The 19,274-nt window shown below is 65.2% G+C and carries 21 protein-coding genes; 7 read left to right on the top strand and 14 right to left on the bottom strand.

Features of this window, described 5'->3' with window-relative positions; genetic code table 11:
* Window positions 1-1,342, bottom strand: a 1,342-nt coding sequence (locus AOZ49_RS30675; protein ID WP_054479662.1) for a D-serine ammonia-lyase, incomplete at its 3' end; no start/stop codon positions are given.
* Window positions 1,343-1,463: 121 nt separating this feature from the next.
* Here AOZ49_RS30675 and AOZ49_RS30670 point away from each other — a divergent pair.
* Window positions 1,464-2,393: a LysR family transcriptional regulator gene (locus AOZ49_RS30670; RefSeq protein ID WP_054479657.1), complete on the top strand. Its 930-nt coding sequence runs from the start codon at window positions 1,464-1,466 to the stop codon at window positions 2,391-2,393.
* On the opposite strand, the gene AOZ49_RS30665 is transcribed toward AOZ49_RS30670, so the two are convergent.
* From AOZ49_RS30665 to AOZ49_RS30655, 3 genes are all read right to left on the bottom strand, one after another.
* On the bottom strand, window positions 2,390-2,668 hold the full coding sequence (locus tag AOZ49_RS30665; RefSeq protein ID WP_082380651.1) for a hypothetical protein: 279 nt from the start codon (window positions 2,666-2,668) through the stop codon (window positions 2,390-2,392). The genes AOZ49_RS30670 and AOZ49_RS30665 overlap by 4 nt on opposite strands.
* Window positions 2,669-2,860: 192 nt before the next feature.
* Window positions 2,861-3,070, bottom strand: a complete 210-nt coding sequence (locus AOZ49_RS30660; protein ID WP_054479655.1) for a DUF7661 family protein — start codon at window positions 3,068-3,070, stop codon at window positions 2,861-2,863.
* Window positions 3,071-3,137: 67 nt separating this feature from the next.
* A complete protein-coding gene (locus tag AOZ49_RS30655; RefSeq protein WP_054429723.1) occupies window positions 3,138-3,554 on the bottom strand; it encodes a GNAT family N-acetyltransferase in 417 nt (138 codons plus the stop codon).
* 33 nt (window positions 3,555-3,587) lie between these two features.
* On the opposite strand from AOZ49_RS30655, the gene AOZ49_RS30650 reads away from it, so the two are divergent.
* Entirely contained in the window at window positions 3,588-3,854 is a 267-nt protein-coding gene (locus tag AOZ49_RS30650; protein ID WP_231690492.1) for a hypothetical protein, read from the top strand.
* Between the two features lie 207 nt (window positions 3,855-4,061).
* On the opposite strand, the gene AOZ49_RS30645 is transcribed toward AOZ49_RS30650, so the two are convergent.
* Window positions 4,062-5,027 carry a 2-hydroxyacid dehydrogenase gene (locus AOZ49_RS30645; RefSeq protein ID WP_054479654.1) on the bottom strand — a complete coding sequence of 322 codons (966 nt, stop codon included), beginning with the start codon at window positions 5,025-5,027 and terminating at the stop codon, window positions 4,062-4,064.
* A 104-nt stretch (window positions 5,028-5,131) separates the two neighbouring features.
* Window positions 5,132-6,127 (bottom strand): tripartite tricarboxylate transporter substrate binding protein, encoded by a 996-nt coding sequence (locus tag AOZ49_RS30640; RefSeq protein ID WP_054429720.1) that lies wholly within the window; start codon window positions 6,125-6,127, stop codon window positions 5,132-5,134.
* Window positions 6,128-6,298: 171 nt separating this feature from the next.
* On the opposite strand from AOZ49_RS30640, the gene AOZ49_RS30635 reads away from it, so the two are divergent.
* Window positions 6,299-7,192, top strand: a complete 894-nt coding sequence (locus tag AOZ49_RS30635; protein ID WP_054479651.1) for a LysR family transcriptional regulator — start codon at window positions 6,299-6,301, stop codon at window positions 7,190-7,192.
* Window positions 7,193-7,325: 133 nt separating this feature from the next.
* On the opposite strand, the gene AOZ49_RS30630 is transcribed toward AOZ49_RS30635, so the two are convergent.
* Both AOZ49_RS30630 and AOZ49_RS30625 read right to left on the bottom strand, forming a co-directional pair.
* Window positions 7,326-7,709, bottom strand: a complete 384-nt coding sequence (locus tag AOZ49_RS30630) for a DCC1-like thiol-disulfide oxidoreductase family protein (protein WP_054429718.1) — start codon at window positions 7,707-7,709, stop codon at window positions 7,326-7,328.
* A gap of 75 nt (window positions 7,710-7,784) precedes the next feature.
* On the bottom strand, window positions 7,785-8,396 hold the full coding sequence (locus AOZ49_RS30625; RefSeq protein WP_054479649.1) for a DUF2239 family protein: 612 nt from the start codon (window positions 8,394-8,396) through the stop codon (window positions 7,785-7,787).
* A gap of 221 nt (window positions 8,397-8,617) precedes the next feature.
* Here AOZ49_RS30625 and guaB point away from each other — a divergent pair, with 221 nt between their 5' ends.
* The 3 genes from guaB to AOZ49_RS30610 all read left to right on the top strand — a co-directional run bounded on the left by guaB (window position 8,618) and on the right by AOZ49_RS30610 (window position 12,662).
* Window positions 8,618-10,078 carry an IMP dehydrogenase gene (guaB, locus tag AOZ49_RS30620; RefSeq protein ID WP_049073345.1) on the top strand — a complete coding sequence of 487 codons (1,461 nt, stop codon included), beginning with the start codon at window positions 8,618-8,620 and terminating at the stop codon, window positions 10,076-10,078.
* Between the two features lie 120 nt (window positions 10,079-10,198).
* Window positions 10,199-11,791: a glutamine-hydrolyzing GMP synthase gene (guaA, locus tag AOZ49_RS30615; protein WP_054479647.1), complete on the top strand. Its 1,593-nt coding sequence runs from the start codon at window positions 10,199-10,201 to the stop codon at window positions 11,789-11,791.
* Between the two features lie 262 nt (window positions 11,792-12,053).
* The gene (locus AOZ49_RS30610) at window positions 12,054-12,662 is read left to right on the top strand and encodes a pentapeptide repeat-containing protein (protein WP_231690491.1); all 609 of its coding nucleotides are present in this window, start codon (window positions 12,054-12,056) and stop codon (window positions 12,660-12,662) included.
* 33 nt (window positions 12,663-12,695) lie between these two features.
* Here the strand turns inward: AOZ49_RS30610 and AOZ49_RS30605 are convergent, their stop codons facing one another.
* The 3 genes from AOZ49_RS30605 to AOZ49_RS32795 all read right to left on the bottom strand — a co-directional run bounded on the left by AOZ49_RS30605 (window position 12,696) and on the right by AOZ49_RS32795 (window position 15,126).
* Window positions 12,696-13,256, bottom strand: a complete 561-nt coding sequence (locus AOZ49_RS30605) for an NADPH-dependent FMN reductase (protein ID WP_054434478.1) — start codon at window positions 13,254-13,256, stop codon at window positions 12,696-12,698.
* Window positions 13,257-13,594: 338 nt separating this feature from the next.
* Window positions 13,595-14,311: a hypothetical protein gene (locus AOZ49_RS30600; RefSeq protein WP_054479645.1), complete on the bottom strand. Its 717-nt coding sequence runs from the start codon at window positions 14,309-14,311 to the stop codon at window positions 13,595-13,597.
* A gap of 185 nt (window positions 14,312-14,496) precedes the next feature.
* Complete coding sequence (locus AOZ49_RS32795; protein WP_156333238.1) at window positions 14,497-15,126, bottom strand: hypothetical protein; 630 nt, start codon at window positions 15,124-15,126, stop codon at window positions 14,497-14,499.
* Window positions 15,127-15,656: 530 nt separating this feature from the next.
* Between AOZ49_RS32795 and AOZ49_RS30595 the strand changes: the two genes are divergently transcribed.
* Window positions 15,657-16,793, top strand: coding sequence for a hypothetical protein (locus tag AOZ49_RS30595; RefSeq protein WP_054434473.1), 1,137 nt, complete (start codon window positions 15,657-15,659; stop codon window positions 16,791-16,793).
* 29 nt (window positions 16,794-16,822) lie between these two features.
* Here AOZ49_RS30595 and AOZ49_RS30590 read toward each other — a convergent pair whose 3' ends face one another.
* From AOZ49_RS30590 to AOZ49_RS30580, 3 genes are all read right to left on the bottom strand, one after another.
* On the bottom strand, window positions 16,823-17,806 hold the full coding sequence (locus AOZ49_RS30590; RefSeq protein ID WP_054479643.1) for a zinc-dependent alcohol dehydrogenase family protein: 984 nt from the start codon (window positions 17,804-17,806) through the stop codon (window positions 16,823-16,825).
* Window positions 17,807-17,999: 193 nt separating this feature from the next.
* Entirely contained in the window at window positions 18,000-18,302 is a 303-nt protein-coding gene (locus tag AOZ49_RS30585; protein ID WP_054434467.1) for an ArsR/SmtB family transcription factor, read from the bottom strand.
* Window positions 18,303-18,368: 66 nt separating this feature from the next.
* Window positions 18,369-19,223, bottom strand: a complete 855-nt coding sequence (locus tag AOZ49_RS30580) for an SMP-30/gluconolactonase/LRE family protein (RefSeq protein WP_054479641.1) — start codon at window positions 19,221-19,223, stop codon at window positions 18,369-18,371.
* Window positions 19,224-19,274 lie beyond the last annotated feature (51 nt).

The following is a 19,274-nucleotide window of genomic DNA, read 5'->3' as shown; positions in this document are numbered from 1 at the left end:
GGGGGGGGGCCGCGAGTCGTTGCCCGCGGCTCAGGAATCGGTCGTACTCCTCGGCCGGCACGTACAGCCCGCCCGTGGTCCAGGCCAGGTGCGTGGCGCGCGCCAGATGCGGCCGCAGGCCGCGCTGGCGCAGCCATTGCTGCCCGGCCAGGCTGCCCAACAGTTGGCGCGGACCGGAAAAACCGGCCGCCGCCGACGGCTCGATGCGCAGGCCTTCGCTGTCGTGCAGCCGCGCCAGGTCGCCGTAGAGCGTGTCATCGGCCACCGTGTAGACGCCGGCCAGCGACTGGCCGACGGCGGCATACGCCAGGTCGGAGGCGCGCGGCACCGCCAGGCCGTCGGCCTCGGTCTGGTTGGTCAGGCCGATGTCGTAGACCGACGGCGGCACCGGCACGCCGGGCAATTGGCCATGGCCGGCCATCATGCGCAGCAAGAAGCAGGGCGACTGCACCGGTTCGGCAAAGAAGCAGTGCGCGTGCGCGCCATACAGCAATGACAGGCCGAACGCGATGCCACCCGGCGCGCCGCCCACGCCGCAGGGCAGGTAGACGAACAGCGGATGCTCGGCATCGACCACGATGCCGGCCTGCGCGATCTGTTCGCGCAGCCGCAGCGCCGCCGCCGCGTAGCCCAGGAACAGCGAGGCCGAGCGTTCGTCGTCGACGAAGTAGCCGTGCGCATCGGCCTGGACCTGGCGGCGGCCGGCGGCCACGGCCTTTTCATAATCGCCGGGGTGTTCCACCACCTCGACGCCCCGGGCGCGCAGGCGCGCCTTCTTCCATTCCTTGGCGTCGGCCGACATGTGCACGGCGGCGCGAAAACCCAACGCCGAAGCGATCACGCCGATCGACAGGCCCAGGTTGCCGGTCGAGCCCGCGGCCACCTGGTATTGCGCGAAACAGGCGCGCGCGGCGGGCGCGCCGAGCTTGCGGTAGTCATCGCCGGGCGCGACCAGGCCATGCGCCAGGGCCAGCTTCTCGGTGAACTCCAGCACTTCGTGAATGCCGCCGCGGGCCTTGATGGAGCCGGCCACCGGCAGGGCGTGGTCGGCCTTGATCCACAGTCGCCCCGACGCCGCCGGCAGCCCCAGCGCCTGCTGCATGGCGGCGGCGTCGCGCAGCGGCGATTCGATCACACCCGCGGCGGCCTCCAGTTCCGGGAACAACTCCGCCAGCAGCGGGGCAAAGCGCGCGAAGCGGTCATGCGCCGCTTGCACATCGGCCAGGGTGAAGGCGACGCCGGCGCCGGTCGCGGCGTTGTCTGGGCGCGTCCACAGCAGCGGTCGCGCCGCGCGCAACGCCTGCAAGGAAAAAGCGGAAACCGAAGCGTGGGACGGGATCATGACTGCGCGCCAAAGGGGTGATGTCATCGAACGGTCACATCCTAGGCGGGGGTCATGCATTGCGGCAATATGAATTGCTAGAATCGTTCATTGCGTTTTTCGCAAACCAAGGGCAAACCCGATGAACCCACAAATCCTGCAGGAAATGGCCGTGCGCTACTTCCTGGAAGTGGCGCGCTGCGGCTCGGTCAGCGTCGCGGCGGAGCGGCTGGACGTGGCGCCGTCGGCGGTCAGCCGCCAGATCGCCCGGCTCGAACGCGAACTGGGCACCTTGCTGTTCGAGCGCCGCTCGCGCGGCATGGCGCTCAACGCCGCCGGCGAACTGCTGGCCGCCCACGCCAAGCGCGCGCAGCAGGACGTGGACCGCGTGGCCGGCGAAATCATGGGACTGCGAGGCTTGCGCCAGGGACTGGTGCGGGTGGTGTGCACCGAGGGCTTCGTGCATGACTTCCTGCCGGCAGCCATCGCGGATTTCCGTCAGCAGTACGCGGGCATCCGCTTCACGCTGGACGTGTGCTCGCAACGCGAGGTGCCGGCCCGGGTGCGCGATGGCGCGGCCGACGTCGGCGTGACGCTCAGCCTGACCTCGCATCGCGACGTGCGGGTTGAACTGCGCATGCCCGCGCCGGTGCGGGCCGTGGTGGCGACCGATCACCCGCTGGCCGGCCTGCCCGAGGTGTCGCTGGCGCAGTTGATGGCCTATCCGCTGGCCTTGCCCGATGCCGACTCCACCTTGCGGCAGTTGATCGACATCAGTTGCAGCCGCCAGCAGTTGCAGTGCGAGCCGGCCTTCTCCAGCCGCAGCGTCGACGCGCTGGTGGCTTTTGCCGGCGCCGGGGGCGGGGTGGCGTTCTGCGGCGAACTGGCGATCCGCTATCGCCTGCGCGGACGGCAGGTGGTGGCCGTGCCGCTACGCGACCGCGAAATGAACGAACGCCACTTCGAAGTGCAGACCCTGGCCGGGCGCGTCCTGCCGGAGGCCGCCAAGGCGTTCATCGCCAGCTTGCGCGCGCAACTGCGCGCGGACGGCGACGCGCTGCCGGCGTCCTAGCGTTCCGTCGTGAACTGGCCGGCCTGGCGCGTGGCCAGCCAGGCGCGGCCCTTGGGTGTCAAGGTGGCCACGGGGGCGTCGCCGCCAGGGCGGCGGGCCAGGTCCACCAGGCCGTTGCTGGTGGCGTCTTCCCAGGCGGACAGGCGCGGACACGAGGTGCGCCAGGCCTCCATGATGTCGGCGTAGGTGCGCGGCTGCTCGGCAACCCAGATCAGGAACTGCGTCAGGTTGCCCAATTGCGAGGCGCTGGCCTCGATGGCGGGGGTGTCGGACACGGCGGGCTCCTGGAGCGATCGGCCGGCTTTCACGATACTCCCGCGCCAGGGCCGCGGCCAGTGGCGGGCGTTCAGCGGTCCGTCCAGCGTCCTGCTTCAGCGGCCTATTCAGCAGCCTGTTCAGGGGCCCTTTCAGCACCGCATTCAGCGGCCCGTTTCAGCGCCAGCCCGGCGGCTGGCGTCGCGGCGCGCTCAGGCGAGCCGCGCCACGATGTCGCCCGGCCGCGCCATCTCGTGATACAGGTCGTCCAGGTAGGCCGCCAGTTCGTCTTCGGTGACATCCGCCGGAATCACGATCTCTTCGGCGCGCACGCGCTTGCCCGCGACGGACTGGTACACGGCCCATTGGCCGGCCTCGCGCACGATATCCAGCTGCAGGCGGCGGTAGATGTCGAATCTCATGATCGGTGGCAACGGGATCGAGGGGGCGGGGACCGCGGCGCCTCGGCGCGCGCCGCGTTGGGGACAGTCACTGGCTGATGAGTTTCTTCATCGACGGCGCGGGATGCAGCGTGTACTGCTCGCGCTCATAGAACGGGATCGCGTCGGGCCGGGCATCCAGGAACACCGCGCCCATGCCGCGGGCGCGCGCATCGGCCTCGGCGTAGGCCATCAGCGCGCGGCCGGCGCCGCTGCCGCGCACCGCTTCGTCGACCACCAGATCGTCGACATGCAGATGCGGGCCGCGCGCCAGCGTGTGCACCGGCCGCATGCCCATCACGCCGATCAGCTTGCCGTCGCGGTAGGCCCCGACCAGTTCGTAGCCGCTGTGCGATTGCCGGCGCACCCGCTGCAGGAATTCCGCCTCGTCCAGCGCGCGCAACTGCTTGATCAGGGGAAAGGCTTGCGCCCAGGCGGACGGCTCGATTCGGCTGAGGGTCAACATGGTGTCTCCGGAAAGTTTTGGCGGCAGGCTACCATGGCCTATTGCCAACAAGGAGACATCATGGACGTGGTGGACGGATTTCAGATCACGCGCGGCGCGGTCCAGGTACAGGACGGCTATCTGCCGATGATCGAGGCGCAGGGGCTGTCGGCCGATGGCCGCACGCTGCGCGGGGCGGTGCCCGTGACGGAATACGGGGTGTTCGACGACCAGGAAGAGGCCATCAACGCCGGCTGGACCATCCGCGTGCGCGCCATCACCGTCGAGGACGACGGGTTGTCGATACGGATCGACCAATAGGCTCGCCGAACGCAATCCTGGACAAAAAAAATCCGGCCCGAAGGCCGGAAAAAACTTACAACAACAAGCACAACAGCTCGCCGGCACGAGCCAGTGCGGTGAGAAATTTATCAGATATGCGATAAATTGAAAGGCGCCGTGTCCATGCAATGGACAAAAAGGGCCGGATCGCGGGTTTTCCCGAGACGTCGAGGGCGTCCCGCCGCGTCAGATCACGCGCGTCACCGCGACGCCATTGCGGAACCAGCCATCCAGGTTCGCCAGCATCAGGTCCGCCATCGCCCGCCGCGTTTCGTGGGTGCCGCTGGCGATGTGCGGCAGCATCACCACGTTGTCCATGGCATTGAGCGCGGCGGGCGTGGCCGGCTCGTGTTCGAACACGTCCAGGCCCGCGCCGGCGATGCGGCCGGCCTGCAGGGCCTCGACCAGCGCGGCCTCGTCCACCACGGTGCCGCGCGCGATGTTGATCAGCCAGCCTTGCGGACCCAGCGCTTTCAGTACCTCGGCGTCGACCAGGTGCCGCGTGGCGCCGCCGCCCGGCACCGCCAGCACCAGGAAATCGCACTCCGCGGCCAGCGCCGTGACGCTCGGGCAGTAGCGGTAATGCGCCGGCGCGTCCGGCCGCGGCTTGCGGTTGGTGTACAGGATGGGCATGTCGAACGCTTCCGCGCGCCGCGCGATCTGCAGCCCGATATTGCCCAGCCCGACGATGCCGCAACGCTTGCCGCTCATGCGGGTGCCCAGGCCGAAGCCTTCCTGCGGCCAGCGGCCGGCGCGCACGAAGCGGTCGGCCTCGGCGATGCGGCGCGAGGCCGCCAGCATCAAGGCCAGCGCCGTGTCCGCCACGCAGGCATCGAGCACGCCCGGCGTGTTGGTGACCAGCACCTGGCGCGCCTGCGCCGCCGCCAGATCGATGGAGTCGTAGCCGACGCCGAAACTGAAGACCCCCTCCAGCGCCGGCAGCGCCTCGATCAGCTCGCGCGTGGCGCCGAAGCGGCCGCTGGTGGCGATGCCGCGGATGGCCGGGCCGTGCTCGCGCAGCAGCGCGGCTTGGTCGGGGCTTTGCCACCAGCGGTGCACGCGGTAGCGCGACTCCAGCTCGGCGGTCAGCTCGGGCAGCAGGGGGCCGACCATCAGCAGGTCGGCGGTGGGGGAAGCTTGGGGAACGGTCATGGAGTGGGCGCTACGTTTGCTGCGGCGATGCCGGGGAGGGCGGAACCGCTGTTGAGGAAGAGAGGATCGGCGGCGCCGGTTCGCGGACCGGCGCCGCCAGGTTGTCATTGCACCTGGATATGGCGTGTCTTGATGATCTGCCCGTAACGCTCGCGCTCGCTGGCCGCCAGCGTTTCCAGCTGCCTGGGCGTGGAGCCATGCGCCACCGCGCCCTGCGATTCGAGCTTGGCCTTCATCGCCGGATCATTGGTGATGTCGCGGATCGCGGCCGACAGCTTGTCGATCACCGCCTGCGGCGTGCCCGCGGGCGCCAGCACTGCCGTCCACGACCCGGTCTGCGCATTCTTGACGCCGGCCTCGTCGATGGTCGGCACGTTCGGCAGGGCGGGCGAGCGCGTGGCGCCGGTCACCGCCAGCGCGCGCAGCTTGCCGGAGTTGACGTAGGGAATGGTCTCCAGCACCGACGCGAACAGCATGTCGACGCGGCCGGCCATCAGGTCGGTCATGGCGGGGCCGCCGCCCTTGTAGGGCACGTGCATCAGGTCGACCCCGGTGGCCTGCTGGAAGATCTCGCCCGACAGGTGCGGCGCGCCGCCGGTGCCCGAACTGGCATAGGTGTGCTTGCCGGGCTGCGCACGCGCCAGCGCCACCAGTTCCGGCACGTCCTTGGCCGGCAGGCTGGCGGGCACCACCAGCACGAACGGCAGGTCCGAGAACAGCGACACCGGCGCGAAGGCCTTGGCCGGGTCGGAGTGCAGCTTGTAGATCCACGGATTGATGGCCAGCATGCCGGAATTGGCGAACAGCAGCGTGTAGCCGTCGGCGTTGGCGCGCGCCACCAGATCGGCGGCGATCTGGCCGCCGGCGCCGGGCCGGTTGTCCACCACCACCGAGGCGGCCAGCTTGTCGCCCAGCGCGGCCGCCAGCAGGCGCGCCGAGATGTCGGTGCCGCCGCCGGGGGCGAACGGCACGATCAGGTTGATCGGGCGTTCCGGGTACGGCGCGGCCCGCGCGGCGGCGGGCAGGATGGCACACGTGGCCAGGGCCAGCGCGGCGGCGATGAGCCGCCGGCGCGGGCGGTGGGTGGGGCTTGTCTCCATGGCTTTCTCTTTGTAGTGAGCGGCTCGGGCCGCGGGGAAAACGATGCTGCGATGACACTCCTTCAGGCCCGGCCGGTCAGGCGCCTGGCGTTGCGGCCGAGTATAGGAATGCCAGCCGATGGATGACTGTTCGAGCTATAAATAGCATTGATCAATTCAAGGATTGGATCGATGGAATTCCGCCAGCTCGAATGCTTCATCGCCGTGGCCGAGGAACTGCACTTCGGCCGCGCCGCCGCGAGGCTGTGCATGACGCAGCCGCCGCTGTCGCGCCAGATCCAGCTGCTGGAGCAGGACCTGGGCGTGACGCTGTTCGAGCGCAGCAGCCGCCAGGTGGAACTGAGCGCGGCCGGCCGCCGCTTCCTGCGCGATGCGCGCCACCTGCTGGAATACTCGGCGCGCGCCGCCGCCACCGCGCGGCGCACCTCCGGCGGCGACGCCGGCCACATCACCCTGGGCTTCACGGCGGTGGCGTCGTACCGGCTGATGCCCTCGCTCATCATGCGGGCGCGCAAGCGGCTGCCGGGCGTGGAGATCCAGTTGCGCGAAACCGTCAGCACCGACCTGTCGCGCCTGCTGGTGGGGCGCGAGCTGGACGCGATCCTGGCGCGCAGCGTGCCGCAGCAGGCCGGCATCGCGTCGCGCCTGATCGAGCGCGAACCGCTGGTGCTGGCGCTGCCCGCCGGCTCACCGCTGTGCGAGCAGGCGGTGGTGCCGCTGCGATTGCTGCAAGGCCAGCCGTTCGTGCTGTATTCGCCGCGCGAGGGCAAGTATTTCTACGACCGCATCGTCGGCACCTTCGGCCTGGCCGACGTGCAGCCCGACTATGTGCAACGCGCCAGCCAGACGCATACGCTGCTGGCGCTGGTGCGGGCCGGGCTGGGGGTGGGCATCGTGCCCGACTCGGCGCGGGAATTGCGCCTGGAGGGGGTCGAGTTCCGCTCGCTGGGCCAGCGTGACCTGTATGCGGACATGTACCTGGCCTGGCACGCGCAGCACGACAATCCGGCGCTGGGCGCGTTCCTGGAGCAGGTGGCGGAAGTGCAGGCGGCGCCGGCCGTCTGAACCGGCGCTGGCGAAACCGCCTGGGGGGAATCGATGGGGTCGAATCAACGGGGTCGAATCAACGGTGGCGAATCGACGGGGCGAATCGACGGGGCGAATCCACCGCGGCTAATTGACGAGGGCTCTCTGGCCCTCAGGCCGGCATCTTCTTCTTGCCCAGCAGCGCCAGCGTCAGCGCGCGGCCGCGCCGCATGAAGGGATACAGCGCCGCCGACAGGCACGGCCGGCGGAACACGGCGGCGTTGATCTGGTTGAACAGGTCGCTGTCGGAACTGATGAGCGCCAGCCGGTTGACGCAATCGGCGCCCCAATAAACCTGGCCATCCAGCCGCAGCAGCATGCCTTCGTTCAGGTCATAGCCCTGCTTGCGGAAATGCGCCACCAGATCGGGGTGCTGGCGCATGTCGAGCAATTCAATGGGGCCGACGGCCTTGCGCAGCCGCATCATCCGCACGTAGTTCGAGCAGAAGGGGCAGTCGCCGTCGTACAGCAGGAAGTTCTGGTGGCCGGTTTCCATGAAGAAGAGCTTAGCAGGGGCCGCGGCCGGGCGCAGCAATATCGGCCGGCCGGGTCCGCCGCCGCCTCGCGCCGCTCAGGCCGCCGCCTCCGCCCACGCCAGCGCCAGGGCGTAGTCGCGCACATCCCGCGGCCATGGCGCGACCTGGCGCGCAAAGCCTTCGCGATCCTCGGCGTATAGCGCCCGCGTGGCTTCCTCGAAGCCCGGCAGGTTGCCGCCCATGCTCGACATGAAGTGGTACGCCGCCTCCTGCCGCTGGCGCCGCTGGTCGCGCGCCTCGTTGTCGCGGCGCGCCTGCTCCACCAGCTTGCGCAGCGCCACCGACGCGCCGCCCGGCTGCGCCGCCAGCCAGTCCCAATGGCGCGGCAGCAGCGTCACTTCGCGCGGCACCACGCCCAGCTTGGGCCGGCCGCGGCCGCGCGGGGCGGCCTCGACGGAGTCCGCTTCATCAGGCGCTGCGGCGGCGGCCGCCGGCGGCTGATAGCGCTTGCGGATCTCGGCCTCGCCGCCGCGCAGGTCCAGGTCGACCTGCTTGCCGCTCTGGTCGTCGAACACCAGGATGGCGGCGTCGGCGCGCGCGGCCTGGGCCTGCTTGACCGACAGCGCCACGTCCGCGAGCGCGCCCCGCGCCAGCAGGCGGTGGCCGTCGAACGCGGTATGGGTGGAGGGAAGGGCAGTCTGCGTCATGAGGAATGCGAAGGATATTCGCCCGGATGAATTTGATGATCCGCATTGTGGGCATTGCCCGGGGTCTTGTCAATATAATCCGGGTAAAAATAGTGCAAGGAATAGTGCAAGGTCGCAACGCCTATTGAAAAAAGTCGCAAAAATCATGCGCCGACCTAGGGTCAACACCTAGTCAAAACACGTCAGCGGCGTATAATCTTGCTTTGCGCCCGGAGTTACCCATGCGTCTCGTTCAAAAAGCGCTCACCTTCGACGATGTGTTGTTGGTGCCTGCGTATTCCGAGGTGTTGCCGCGCGACACCTCCCTGGCCACGCGCCTCACTCGCAACATCTCCCTCAATATCCCCCTTGTGTCCGCCGCCATGGACACGGTCACCGAATCCCGCCTGGCGATCGCCATGGCCCAGGAAGGTGGCATCGGGATCATCCACAAGAATCTGTCCGCCGACGCCCAGGCCCGTGAAGTCGCCCGGGTCAAGCGCCACGAATTCGGCATCGTGATCGATCCGGTCACCGTCACCCCCCAGATGAAAGTGCGCGACGCCATTGCGTTGCAGCGCCAGCATGGCATCTCGGGCCTGCCGGTGGTGGAAGGGCGCAAGCTGGTCGGCATCGTCACCAACCGCGACCTGCGCTTCGAAGAGAACCTGGACCAGCCCCTGCGCAACATCATGACGCCGCAGGAACGCCTGGTCACCATGAAGGAAGGCGCCACGCTGGACGAGGCGCAGGCCCTGATGCACAAGCATCGCCTGGAACGCGTGCTCATCGTCAACGACGGTTTCGAGCTGCGCGGCCTGGCCACCGTCAAGGACATCGTCAAGAACACCGAGCACCCGCTGGCCAGCAAGGATGCCCAGGGCCAGCTGCGCGTCGGCGCCGCGGTCGGCGTCGGTGGCAACACCGAAGAGCGCGTTGAAAAGCTGGTCGCCGCCGGCGTCGACGTGCTGATCGTCGACACCGCCCACGGCCACTCCAAGGGCGTGCTGGAAGGCGTGCGCTGGGTCAAGCAGAACTACCCCAAGGTCGAAGTCATCGGCGGCAACATCGCCACCGCCGCCGCCGCGCGCGCGCTGGTCGAGTACGGCGCTGACGGCGTCAAGGTCGGTATCGGCCCCGGCTCGATCTGCACCACCCGCATCGTCGCCGGCGTCGGCGTGCCGCAGATCCACGCGATCTCCGAAGTCGCCAAGGCGCTGGAAGGCACGGGCGTGCCGCTGATCGCCGACGGCGGCATCCGCTACTCGGGCGACGTCGCCAAGGCCCTGGCCGCCGGCGCGTTCTCCTGCATGATGGGCGGCATGTTCGCCGGCACCGAAGAAGCGCCGGGCGAAGTGGTGCTGTTCCAGGGCCGTTCGTACAAGTCGTACCGCGGCATGGGTAGCCTGGGCGCCATGACGGAAGGCTCGGCCGACCGCTACTTCCAGGACCCGGCCAACAATGCCGACAAGCTGGTCCCCGAAGGCATCGAAGGCCGCGTCCCCTACAAGGGCAGCGTGCTCGCCATCATCTACCAACTGGTCGGCGGCATCCGCGCCTCCATGGGCTACTGCGGCGCCGCCACCATCGACGACATGCGCACCAAGGCCGAATTCGTGGAAATCACCTCCGCCGGTGTCCGCGAGTCCCACGTGCACGACGTACAGATCACCAAGGAAGCGCCCAACTACCGCGCCGACTGATCCCCGTACAGTCAACTACAATGTCATGCATCGCGCACCGGCAGAACCGCAAAATCAGTCAGCGGGTCTGCCGGTGCGGTTTTATTTACTGCGGTTTCATTCATTACCGGTAGAGTCTCCATGCACCAGCGCATCCTCATTCTCGACTACGGTTCGCAAGTCACCCAACTGATCGCCCGCCGCGTCCGCGAAGCCGGCGTCTACTCCGAAGTGCATCCCGGCGACGTCGACGATGCCTTCATCCGCGACCAGATGGCGCAGGGCCTGAAGGGCATCATCCTGTCCGGCAGCCACGCATCGGCCTACGAAGAAGGCTCCATGCGCGTGCCGCACGCCGTGTTCGAGCTGGGCGTGCCCGTGCTGGGCATCTGTTATGGCATGCAGTCCATGGCGCAACAGCTGGGCGGCGTGGTCAGCTTCTCCGACCACCGCGAATTCGGCTACGCCGAAGTCCGCGCCCACGGCCACACCAAGCTGCTGGAAGGCCTGGAAGACTTCGCCACCGCCGACGGCCACGGCATGCTCAAGGTCTGGATGAGCCACGGCGACAAGGTCACCGAGCTGCCCCCGGGCTTCAAGCTGATGGCCTCCACGCCGTCCTGCCCCATTGCCGGCATGGCCGATGAAGATCGCCGCTTCTACGCGGTGCAGTTCCACCCCGAAGTCACGCACACCGTGCAAGGCAAGGCCATGCTGGCCCGCTTCGTCAACGAGATCTGCGAATGCCAGGGCGACTGGAACATGCCCGACTACGTCGCCGAAGCCGTCGCCCGCATCCGCGAGCAGGTCGGCCAAGGCGAAGTCATCCTCGGCCTGTCCGGCGGCGTCGACTCGTCGGTGGCCGCGGCCCTGATCCACAAGGCCATCGGCGACCAGCTGACCTGCGTCTTCGTCGACCACGGCCTCTTGCGCCTGGACGAAGGCAAGCAGGTCATGCAGACCTTCGCCGAGAACATGGGCGTCAAGATCATCCACGTCGACGCCACCGCCCAGTTCATGGGCAAGCTGTCCGGCGTGGCCGACCCCGAAGCCAAGCGCAAGATCATCGGCCGCGAGTTCGTCGAAGTGTTCCAGGAACAAGCCGGCAAGCAGAAGAGCGCCAAGTGGCTGGCCCAGGGCACCATCTACCCCGACGTCATCGAATCGGCCGGCGCCAAGACCGGCAAGGCCACTTCGATCAAGTCGCACCACAACGTCGGCGGCCTGCCGGACACGTTGAACCTGCAGCTGCTGGAGCCCCTGCGCGAACTGTTCAAGGACGAAGTCCGCGAACTCGGCGTGGCCCTCGGCCTGCCGCCGCAGATGGTCTACCGCCATCCGTTCCCGGGCCCGGGCCTGGGCGTGCGCATCTTGGGCGAAGTGAAGCACGAGTACGCCGAGCTGCTGCGCCGTGCGGATGCGATCTTCATCGAAGAACTGCGCAACACCAAGGACGAGGCCAGCGGCCTGACCTGGTACGAGCTGACCTCGCAGGCGTTCGCCGTGTTCCTGCCGGTGAAGTCGGTGGGGGTGATGGGGGATGGCCGCACCTACGAATATGTCGTGGCGCTGCGGGCTGTGCAGACGTTTGACTTCATGACCGCGGATTGGGCGCCGCTGCCGCATCCGTTGCTGGCTCGGGTTTCCTCGCGGATTATTAATGAAGTGCGGGGGATCAACCGGGTGGTGTATGACGTGTCGAGCAAGCCGCCTGCGACGATTGAGTGGGAGTGATCCCGCGTCGCTCTGCGAACGGTAAATGAAAAAGGCGCTTCGGCGCCTTTTTCATTTACCGTGCTTTCCGACGGAGGGCTACCCGGCCGTCACCAATCCAGGCTGTAGCTTACCGCTGTCGTCGTCACCAAACGGCAGGAGGCTGCGTTCACGCGCTTGTTGGATGCGGTCGGGAGCGAGCAGCTGGTCGCGCAGGAAACCTTGGCAACTACACTAATGCCCAAACGGCTCGAATCCAATCCATGCTGCTCGAGGGGGAGTAATGCAGGCAAAAGACGCACGTGCCAGATGGCAGGCAGAGCAGTTGCAATTGGCCGGAAGGCATCTTCTCGACGCCGCCAAGTCCATGAGGATGGGTCCTATGCCGGAATCGCCGTTCGGACGCACTGATGAGGGCTTTGAGGACTATCGAGGGATTACGCTCGCTGAAGCGGTTCGCTACCTGAGCATCGAAAGGGTCGATCTCTCCGACGCCGTGTTCAAGGACGGGGCTAGCATCAATGAGTCCGAGGCAAAGGGATGCAAGTTTGAGCGCATCGATATGCGTAACGTGTTTGTGCGAAGGAAATTCGATTCGTGCAGCTTTGTCGGCGCGAAGCTCAATGGGGCGCGGTTGGGCGGGGAATTCATTGGCTGTGACTTCTCGCGTTCGAATCTATCCAGGTCCTTTGCGACGGACTGCAAGTTCGTTGATTGCAAATTTGCCGGGGCAAATCTCTCAGGCATTCATTTCATCAGTTGTTTATTCGATGAGTGTGACTTCACGGGAGTGAAGGTCATGTCTGGATCGGTTGCGAGGAGCAGGTTTGTGGGCGGTATTGCCCTGGAGCAGCTTCAAGGCTGTATCACGGATGGGGTCGTGATTCGTTAGGGCCAAACGCCCCAGCGGGGCCGTCACCCCTGCTTATTGCATCAGCCGGGCCAACTCAGTCAATGCCCGTTCGACGTCGGAAGCAAATTCTGCGAAATCCGTGGTCGGATTCAAGGGGCCGTCATGCCGGATAACCTCGTCCGACAGGGTGATCGCCGGTGCTGTCGTGACAACACGCATCTTCAATGCCTCGGCTACCTGTCGCAGTTGATTGGCGCATTTGGTTCCGCCGTGTCCTCCGTATGTCACGATGGCCGTTGGCTTCGTCCGCCATTCGTCATAGAGGTGATCGATCGCGTTCTTTAGCGCGGCGGGGTAGCCCCAGTTGTACTGCGGTGTGACAAAGACCACGGCGTCGCAGGCTGAGATTTTCTCGCTCCATGCGTGCGTGTGGGGCTGGGCATACGGTGCGCCCAGGGCAGGCAATCCCGGCTCGTCGTCCATGGGCAGGTGCCAGGCTTTCAGGTCTACGATCTCGTAGGTCGAGTCCGTGCAAGTCCCGCCAATATCGGCGACCCATTGTGCGATCCTGGGGCAATTTCTTCCTGCCCGTGTGCTGCCCATGATAACGAGCACCAATGTTGATTGGCTCATCGCTTATCCTTTAGTTTGTTGAAGTCAACTTCGTTGCGGACCGTGCCGGTGCCATCAACGGAACGAAGCACAGTGCCGATAGCCCGACTGCGCCCATGAAGACGAAAGCGTCGGCATAAGCGAGCGTTTTGGCTTGCTGTGCAGCCAGCCGTTTGTGCGAGTAGCGCTTCGGCCATGCTACGCGCTTGCGTGGCTTGCGCCCCTCGCTGAATAAGTGCAGCGGTCACGGACGTCATCTGGCCCTAACCGCGAATTTGTCCAGGATCTCCGACAAATTTAGAGAACCACTTCGAAGACATGACCATGAGTCCTGCGATCCGAAATCGCAGTGGGTCCCTTTAACCCCGCGGGCTTGGGATGCCCGTTGATTGCAGACCTTTGATGACCCTCAGCGCCGACGATAAGGCATAGTGTTGTTGTGAGAAGTCATATGAGCGGCCGCCATCAACGGAAAGATTCAAATAATATCCGCGCTGATGCACGTCAGGGACTTTGACGCTCATGGAAAATGAATCCCCAATCATCGCGGGATAACGAGAGAAGAACTCTCCGATTCGCGCACGAACCTTGGGGCCGATTCTGACCTCAGGATCAAGCAACGATTCCACTTCGATTTGGAACAATTCAACGCCCGCTCGCACGAGGGCGTCCATATGCGAAGCTCTGTCCAGCAGCGAAAGATCGTCCTTGAGCAAGAAAAGTCCGTTGGCAATTTTGCCCACATCCAGTCTCGACAGCGCATCCAGCTGCGCCAGGCTCAATTCGGTTTTTTCCGGATCCACAACCGTGAACTCCAGATAGCGAGGCTTCAACTCTGCAATGATCTGCCTGCAAAACCCAATGTCATCGACGCCGCCAACCGGATGGACGGCATGCGCGCAATCGAGCACGCTGCCGAGGCGCCTGCACTGATCCAGGTCCAGCGCGCTCGCGCAGGATGAACGCGCCACGACAAAGCCTGCGATGTCGATCGAACCCAGTTTTTCAGCCTCGGAAATCGACCTTATTTGATTGACTTTTATCACATCCACTCCTGCCAGATCGGCCATAGCCATGTCGACGTTCAATCCCGCCAACCTATCGATGCCGCCTCTCCCTTGAGCGCAGCCATGAATGACGAAACATCGAGGCCCTTGAATTCATACTTGTTCAAGGACGCTTCAACATAGTCGAAGAAATGGCTGGCCACGATGGATCGCTGCTGCGCCTAGCTGTAGCCGCCTGGCAACTGGGCGTCCTGCTATTTGAACTGGATCCCTTTGATAGCCAGCATGGGTGAAAGCAGGCACGTGAACGTGACTGCGGCAAGGTCCGGTCCTGACGACTTGTAGAAAGCGGTTCCCTCTACCGCGATGTCGTATCGTTCCGCTTTCGTTCCCGCGATCGAGGCGCCTGAGCGATAGCGAGGTCCATCAATGCCAATTTCCACAACCGTGGAGTAAACGCTATGGTCGAAATCGGGACGGTTGATCTTCGCGGGGGCGGCATCCACGCAAACCTTGGCCGCCATTGACTGGCCTTTGGGAGTATTGATTCCCGGTTTGAACTGTTGCGGACGAATCAAACGCCAATTGTTGCCCTCGGGGCTATATGAGGCAGGTTCGTACTTCCCGGTGCCTTTGCGAAGATAGCATTCGACCAGTTGCGGACTGATTCCATCTATTGCGATGAAAGTTGAATCTGGATTGAATGAGCGCGCGCTCTTGAGGTAGCGGGAGTCAATTTCAAACGGCACCGTCTTGCCGTTGGCGCGGGATGCGCAAAGCTCCTCTTTTTGTGGGTCATTGCCAATAGCGTCGTTCCGTATCATCTCGGCTTGGGCAAGGCATGAAAAAAACAGCAATCCAAAACCCAGTGGCAACCAGCGCATTCAATGTCTCCAGGTTGATCCGCACGACGTGGGATTGGGCGAAAATACTATAGCTATTTCAAACTTCAATCAATTCGTTTGATATTGCAGTGCCTGCGCCGCCATGGGAGCTGTTGTCCCCGCGCCGTAGTAACCCGTTCGCCGAATGGGGTAGCAAGCGGGGTCTTTTCTTCATCGGCCTATCCGTGATCTTCAGCTCTCATGACATGCCTCGCATGCAAAATCCCGGACAGGCCCTGAAAAGGCGCGGTTTTGGCACGATCTTCGACCACACCGCTACGTCGCCCTCGGGGCGTTTACATCAGTTAATGACTCGGTACAGAACGCAAGAGTCATGGGTCGGAACAGCCCGCCCCTTGCGGTACGATCTTCGCTCCTGCCGCGTCCCCCTTTTGCGATACAGCCTTTCGAGCTATCACGGGCGCTGCCAAAAGCAGCTGTCGTTCCTTCGAAGGCCAACGCTTTGTCGTTCAACGGCAAGCCTGGTATCCATCCCCACGCTGAACAAATCACGAAAACGGAGAAACCGAATGCACGTAAAGGTTCTTGCACTGTGTTTGATGACAGGCTTCGCCACTTCCGCCGCGGCCCAAGACAGCACCCAAACCCTGCAACAAGCCTTGAAGCAGATTCCCCAGGTCGTCCTCTCCGCGCCGGCGGCGATGCAGGTGCTTTTCCTGGACGTGCAAGCCTGGCGATCGCTGGAAAAAACCGGCCCCTCCGCGGACGGCATGCGCCGCCTGTCCATTGCGCAACCGATCCGTCCGCTCGAATCCATCGGGTTTGGCCTGGAGCCGTGGTCGGCCAACGCCAAGGTCCCGTTCGACGAGGTCTCCTATTTCGCCGGATTTGGCCAGGCGCCCTCGAATATCAGCTATTGGGGATTGAAGGACAAGAAGGCCGTCGGGACATTGGTTGCCAGCCTGAAGCAGGGCGATTTCGCCGCGGTCGACGGCGATGCGCCGGGCCTCATCGCCAATGATGGCGAAGGCAAGATGAACATGCAGAAGGCCAATCAGAAGGATCCCTGGCGCGGCATGATGGGCAAGGCCAGCTTTGTGCTGCCGCTCGATACCGCGTTGATCCAGGCGTCGTCGGCAACGGGCATGAAGATACTGGCCCAGCCTGCGCCGTCGGTGGCGGATAGCGAAGTCGTGGCCGCCTCGCTTGCCGGCCTGAAGGAGGGCGTGCCCGGGGACCGAGGCCGGATCGTGCAGGCCGCGGTCATCTCGCCCATCATGGGTCTGGCCGCCGTGGATCCCGCGAAGGTGTTGTTGTCGACCAATGGCGATGCGGATATCGCCAAGCAGAATCTCAAGGCCGCCGTCGAGGCGAATGGCCGGGGCATTCCGCCGTACTTCTCGGGGGTCCTGGCCGATGCCCAGATCAACAATCTGCCCGCGATCGTGATTTCCCTGGCTTACGCCGATTGCGCCACGGCCAAGCAGGCCGTGGATGGGGTCAGCGCCGCCTGGAAGGAAAGCATGGCTGGTGCGAAGGATGCCAAGGTTGCCGGCACGACGGTCCAGGCCGGCAAGCTGTGCGCAGCGGTGGTGAGAGTGACTGCGCCGAAGGCGGAGAACGCCGGCAATCCGGTGCTGGCCGAGGTGATGAATCGCTATATGCGGCGCGAATTCACCGTCCTGCAGATTGGCGCGGCGCGCTGAGCGCAGTCACGGGATCGGGATGGCGCGGTTTATGCGCTCGCCCGATCCGCCAATTCCCCCACCGCAATCGCAATCTTCCCCCGCAGCCCATTATTCGCGCTCTCCAGCCGCGCATGCGCCGCCGGAATATCGGCAAGCGAATACACCGCGCCCACGTGCGGCCGCAGCTGGCCACGTTCCACCAAGGCGCTCAGCTCATCCAGCTTGCCGCGATTCTGCCGCGTGAACACGAAGTGGAAGCTGGCGTTCTTGCCCCACGCCTGGATCAGGTTCTGCGGCTGGGCGATATCGACAATCGAGACCACGCGCCCCAGCTGCGCCAGCACGTCGGGGCTGCGCGATAGCGTGTTGCCGCCGATGGTGTCGAACACCACGTCGACGCCGCGCCCGCCGGTCTCGCGCAGGATCGCGTCGACATAGTCTTCCTTTTCGTAGTCGATGGTGGCGTCGGCGCCCAGGCCGCGCACGAATTCGGCATTGTCGTCGCGTACGGTGGTGAAGACCCGGGCGCCGATGGCCTTGGCGAGCTGGATCGCCACATGGCCGACGCCGCCGGCGCCGCCATGCACCAGGATGCTCTCGCCGACGCGCAGTCCGGCGCGCACGACCAGGGCTTCCCACGCCGTGCCGCCGACCAGGGTCAGGCTGGCCGCTTCCAGATGGCTGAGCGAGGCCGGTTTCTTGCCGACGATGCTCTCGGCGGCCACGTGGTATTCGGCGTAGCTGCCGGGGCCGTCGAAGATCTGCGGGGTGTACCAGACTTCATCGCCGGGCGCGAAGGCGGTCACGCCCGGTCCGACGGCTTCGACCACGCCGGAGACATCGTGGCCGGTGATGGCGGGCAGGGGCACCAGGTCGGGGTAGTCGCCCCGGCGGACCTGGTAGTCGAGCGGGTTGATGGAGGTGGCGTGGACACGGACCAGGACCTGGCCCGGTTGCGGAACGGGCTTGGGGACATCGCGCAGTTCAAAGGATTCAGGGCCGCCGAAGGCGGTGAGTACGAGGGCTTTCATTGAGTGGTTCCTTATTTCGGTAAAACGGGATATCGGGAAATTTCGATATCATGGGGCAAAAAAAGTGAGAGGCAGGGCAAAGAGAAAAGAGGGGAGCAACGAAGGGGCGCGCGGGTGCAAAAGCAAAGCGGGCAGTGCAAGACAGCCGCGCAAACCGGCGGGGACGGGGACGCCAGTCCCAGGCCACAACAACCTACAGCTCTTTGCCGATGATCTCGGCCAGGGCGCTGATGGTGGCTTCGTTGCGCTTGTAGTACGTCCACGAGCCGATGCGCGTGGCTTCGACCAGGCCGGCGCGTTGCAGCGTGGCGAGGTAGTCGGACACCGTGGACTGCGACAGCCCGACGCCTTCCTGGATGCTGCTGACGCAGACGCCGACCGTATGCACATCCCCCTCGTCCTGCGGCGGGAAGCTGTTCGCGGGGTCCTTCAACCCCTTCAGGATTTCAAGGCGCGTGCGATTCGAGAGGGCTTTGAAGACGTCGAGCAGGTCCATGGGAAGGTATGATATCGGAAATTCGCGATATGTCAATGCCGAAAATTCCCTGGGGGCAAGTCGCTCTTATCGCGCCAACCGGTAGATACGGCCGTCCGAGCTTGAGAGGGAGGTGACGTAGATGTCTGGCGACTCGGCCGAAACGGCCAGATTCGAGTGGTGCTCGCCGGGTATGTCGCGCGCTTGCAGCAACGCTCCTGTTCGGTCCAGCACCCAATAGCCGCCACCGTTGAACAGGGCGATGTACATCAATCCATCCGGTCCGATGCGAACGCCATCCGGCGTGTGCTGCCCCTTGGACGAAGGCGGCGCCAGGGCGTCGAGCCGCGCGAACAGGCCAGGGCGACTCAAGGCGCCGCCGGGGGCGGTCTGGTATCGCAGGATGCTGTCCGTGCCGCTCTCGCCGACGTACAAGGTCTGTTCATCGGTAGAGAGCGCGATGCCGTTTGCGTTGTCCAGGCCGCTGGCGACTTCATCGGCGACATCGCTCGACCGAGGCAGGAAGAAGACTTTACCTTGGCCCGGTCGTTCTCCCGACGCCGTGAAATAGAGGTCGCCCTGGCGGTTTGCGGTCAGGTCGTTGGGACGGTTGAATCGTTCCCCCGATCGCGCCTGGCTGACGGTGCCCAGCGGCTTGCCCTCGATGGAGAGGTTCTCGATCACGCCGCCGTCGTAGCAGGCCACCCACAGCGTGCCGTTGGCAGCGGCCAGTCCGTTGGCGCCGCAGCCGGGCAGGGTGGCGATCACCTTGCTGCCCGTGGCGTCTAGCTTGTTCACCGTCGAAGCCTGGTAGTCCACGAAATACAAGGCCTGGTTCACGAGGATGGTGCCCTCGGGAAAGCCCAGGCCGTCGACGACGACGTGGGGGCCGCGGATTGGGCGCAGGCGCTGCCGGCCAATGTCGCGGCGAGCATGAGGCAAGTGAAGAGTCTGGGCATGGGAAGGTTTCGCTCAAGGATGCAACGGGAGGGG

Origin of the sequence: Achromobacter sp. 2789STDY5608615 (assembly GCF_001298995.1) — a bacterium.
In the GTDB taxonomy this organism is placed as follows: domain Bacteria; phylum Pseudomonadota; class Gammaproteobacteria; order Burkholderiales; family Burkholderiaceae_B; genus Achromobacter; species Achromobacter insuavis.
This window is presented reverse-complemented; position numbering and strand designations above follow the sequence as displayed.

Coding starts and splice junctions, on each gene's coding strand:
- AOZ49_RS30670 (WP_054479657.1), top strand. CDS start 1,464: ATGAACCCACAAATCCTGCAGGAAATGGCCGTGCGCTACTTCCTGGAA.
- AOZ49_RS30660 (WP_054479655.1), bottom strand. CDS start 3,070: ATGAGATTCGACATCTACCGCCGCCTGCAGCTGGATATCGTGCGCGAG.
- AOZ49_RS30655 (WP_054429723.1), bottom strand. CDS start 3,554: ATGTTGACCCTCAGCCGAATCGAGCCGTCCGCCTGGGCGCAAGCCTTT.
- AOZ49_RS30650 (WP_231690492.1), top strand. CDS start 3,588: ATGGCCTATTGCCAACAAGGAGACATCATGGACGTGGTGGACGGATTT.
- AOZ49_RS30645 (WP_054479654.1), bottom strand. CDS start 5,027: ATGACCGTTCCCCAAGCTTCCCCCACCGCCGACCTGCTGATGGTCGGC.
- AOZ49_RS30640 (WP_054429720.1), bottom strand. CDS start 6,127: ATGGAGACAAGCCCCACCCACCGCCCGCGCCGGCGGCTCATCGCCGCC.
- AOZ49_RS30635 (WP_054479651.1), top strand. CDS start 6,299: ATGGAATTCCGCCAGCTCGAATGCTTCATCGCCGTGGCCGAGGAACTG.
- AOZ49_RS30630 (WP_054429718.1), bottom strand. CDS start 7,709: ATGGAAACCGGCCACCAGAACTTCCTGCTGTACGACGGCGACTGCCCC.
- AOZ49_RS30625 (WP_054479649.1), bottom strand. CDS start 8,396: ATGACGCAGACTGCCCTTCCCTCCACCCATACCGCGTTCGACGGCCAC.
- guaB (WP_049073345.1), top strand. CDS start 8,618: ATGCGTCTCGTTCAAAAAGCGCTCACCTTCGACGATGTGTTGTTGGTG.
- guaA (WP_054479647.1), top strand. CDS start 10,199: ATGCACCAGCGCATCCTCATTCTCGACTACGGTTCGCAAGTCACCCAA.
- AOZ49_RS30610 (WP_231690491.1), top strand. CDS start 12,054: ATGCAGGCAAAAGACGCACGTGCCAGATGGCAGGCAGAGCAGTTGCAA.
- AOZ49_RS30605 (WP_054434478.1), bottom strand. CDS start 13,256: ATGAGCCAATCAACATTGGTGCTCGTTATCATGGGCAGCACACGGGCA.
- AOZ49_RS30600 (WP_054479645.1), bottom strand. CDS start 14,311: ATGGCTATGGCCGATCTGGCAGGAGTGGATGTGATAAAAGTCAATCAA.
- AOZ49_RS32795 (WP_156333238.1), bottom strand. CDS start 15,126: ATGCGCTGGTTGCCACTGGGTTTTGGATTGCTGTTTTTTTCATGCCTT.
- AOZ49_RS30595 (WP_054434473.1), top strand. CDS start 15,657: ATGCACGTAAAGGTTCTTGCACTGTGTTTGATGACAGGCTTCGCCACT.
- AOZ49_RS30590 (WP_054479643.1), bottom strand. CDS start 17,806: ATGAAAGCCCTCGTACTCACCGCCTTCGGCGGCCCTGAATCCTTTGAA.
- AOZ49_RS30585 (WP_054434467.1), bottom strand. CDS start 18,302: ATGGACCTGCTCGACGTCTTCAAAGCCCTCTCGAATCGCACGCGCCTT.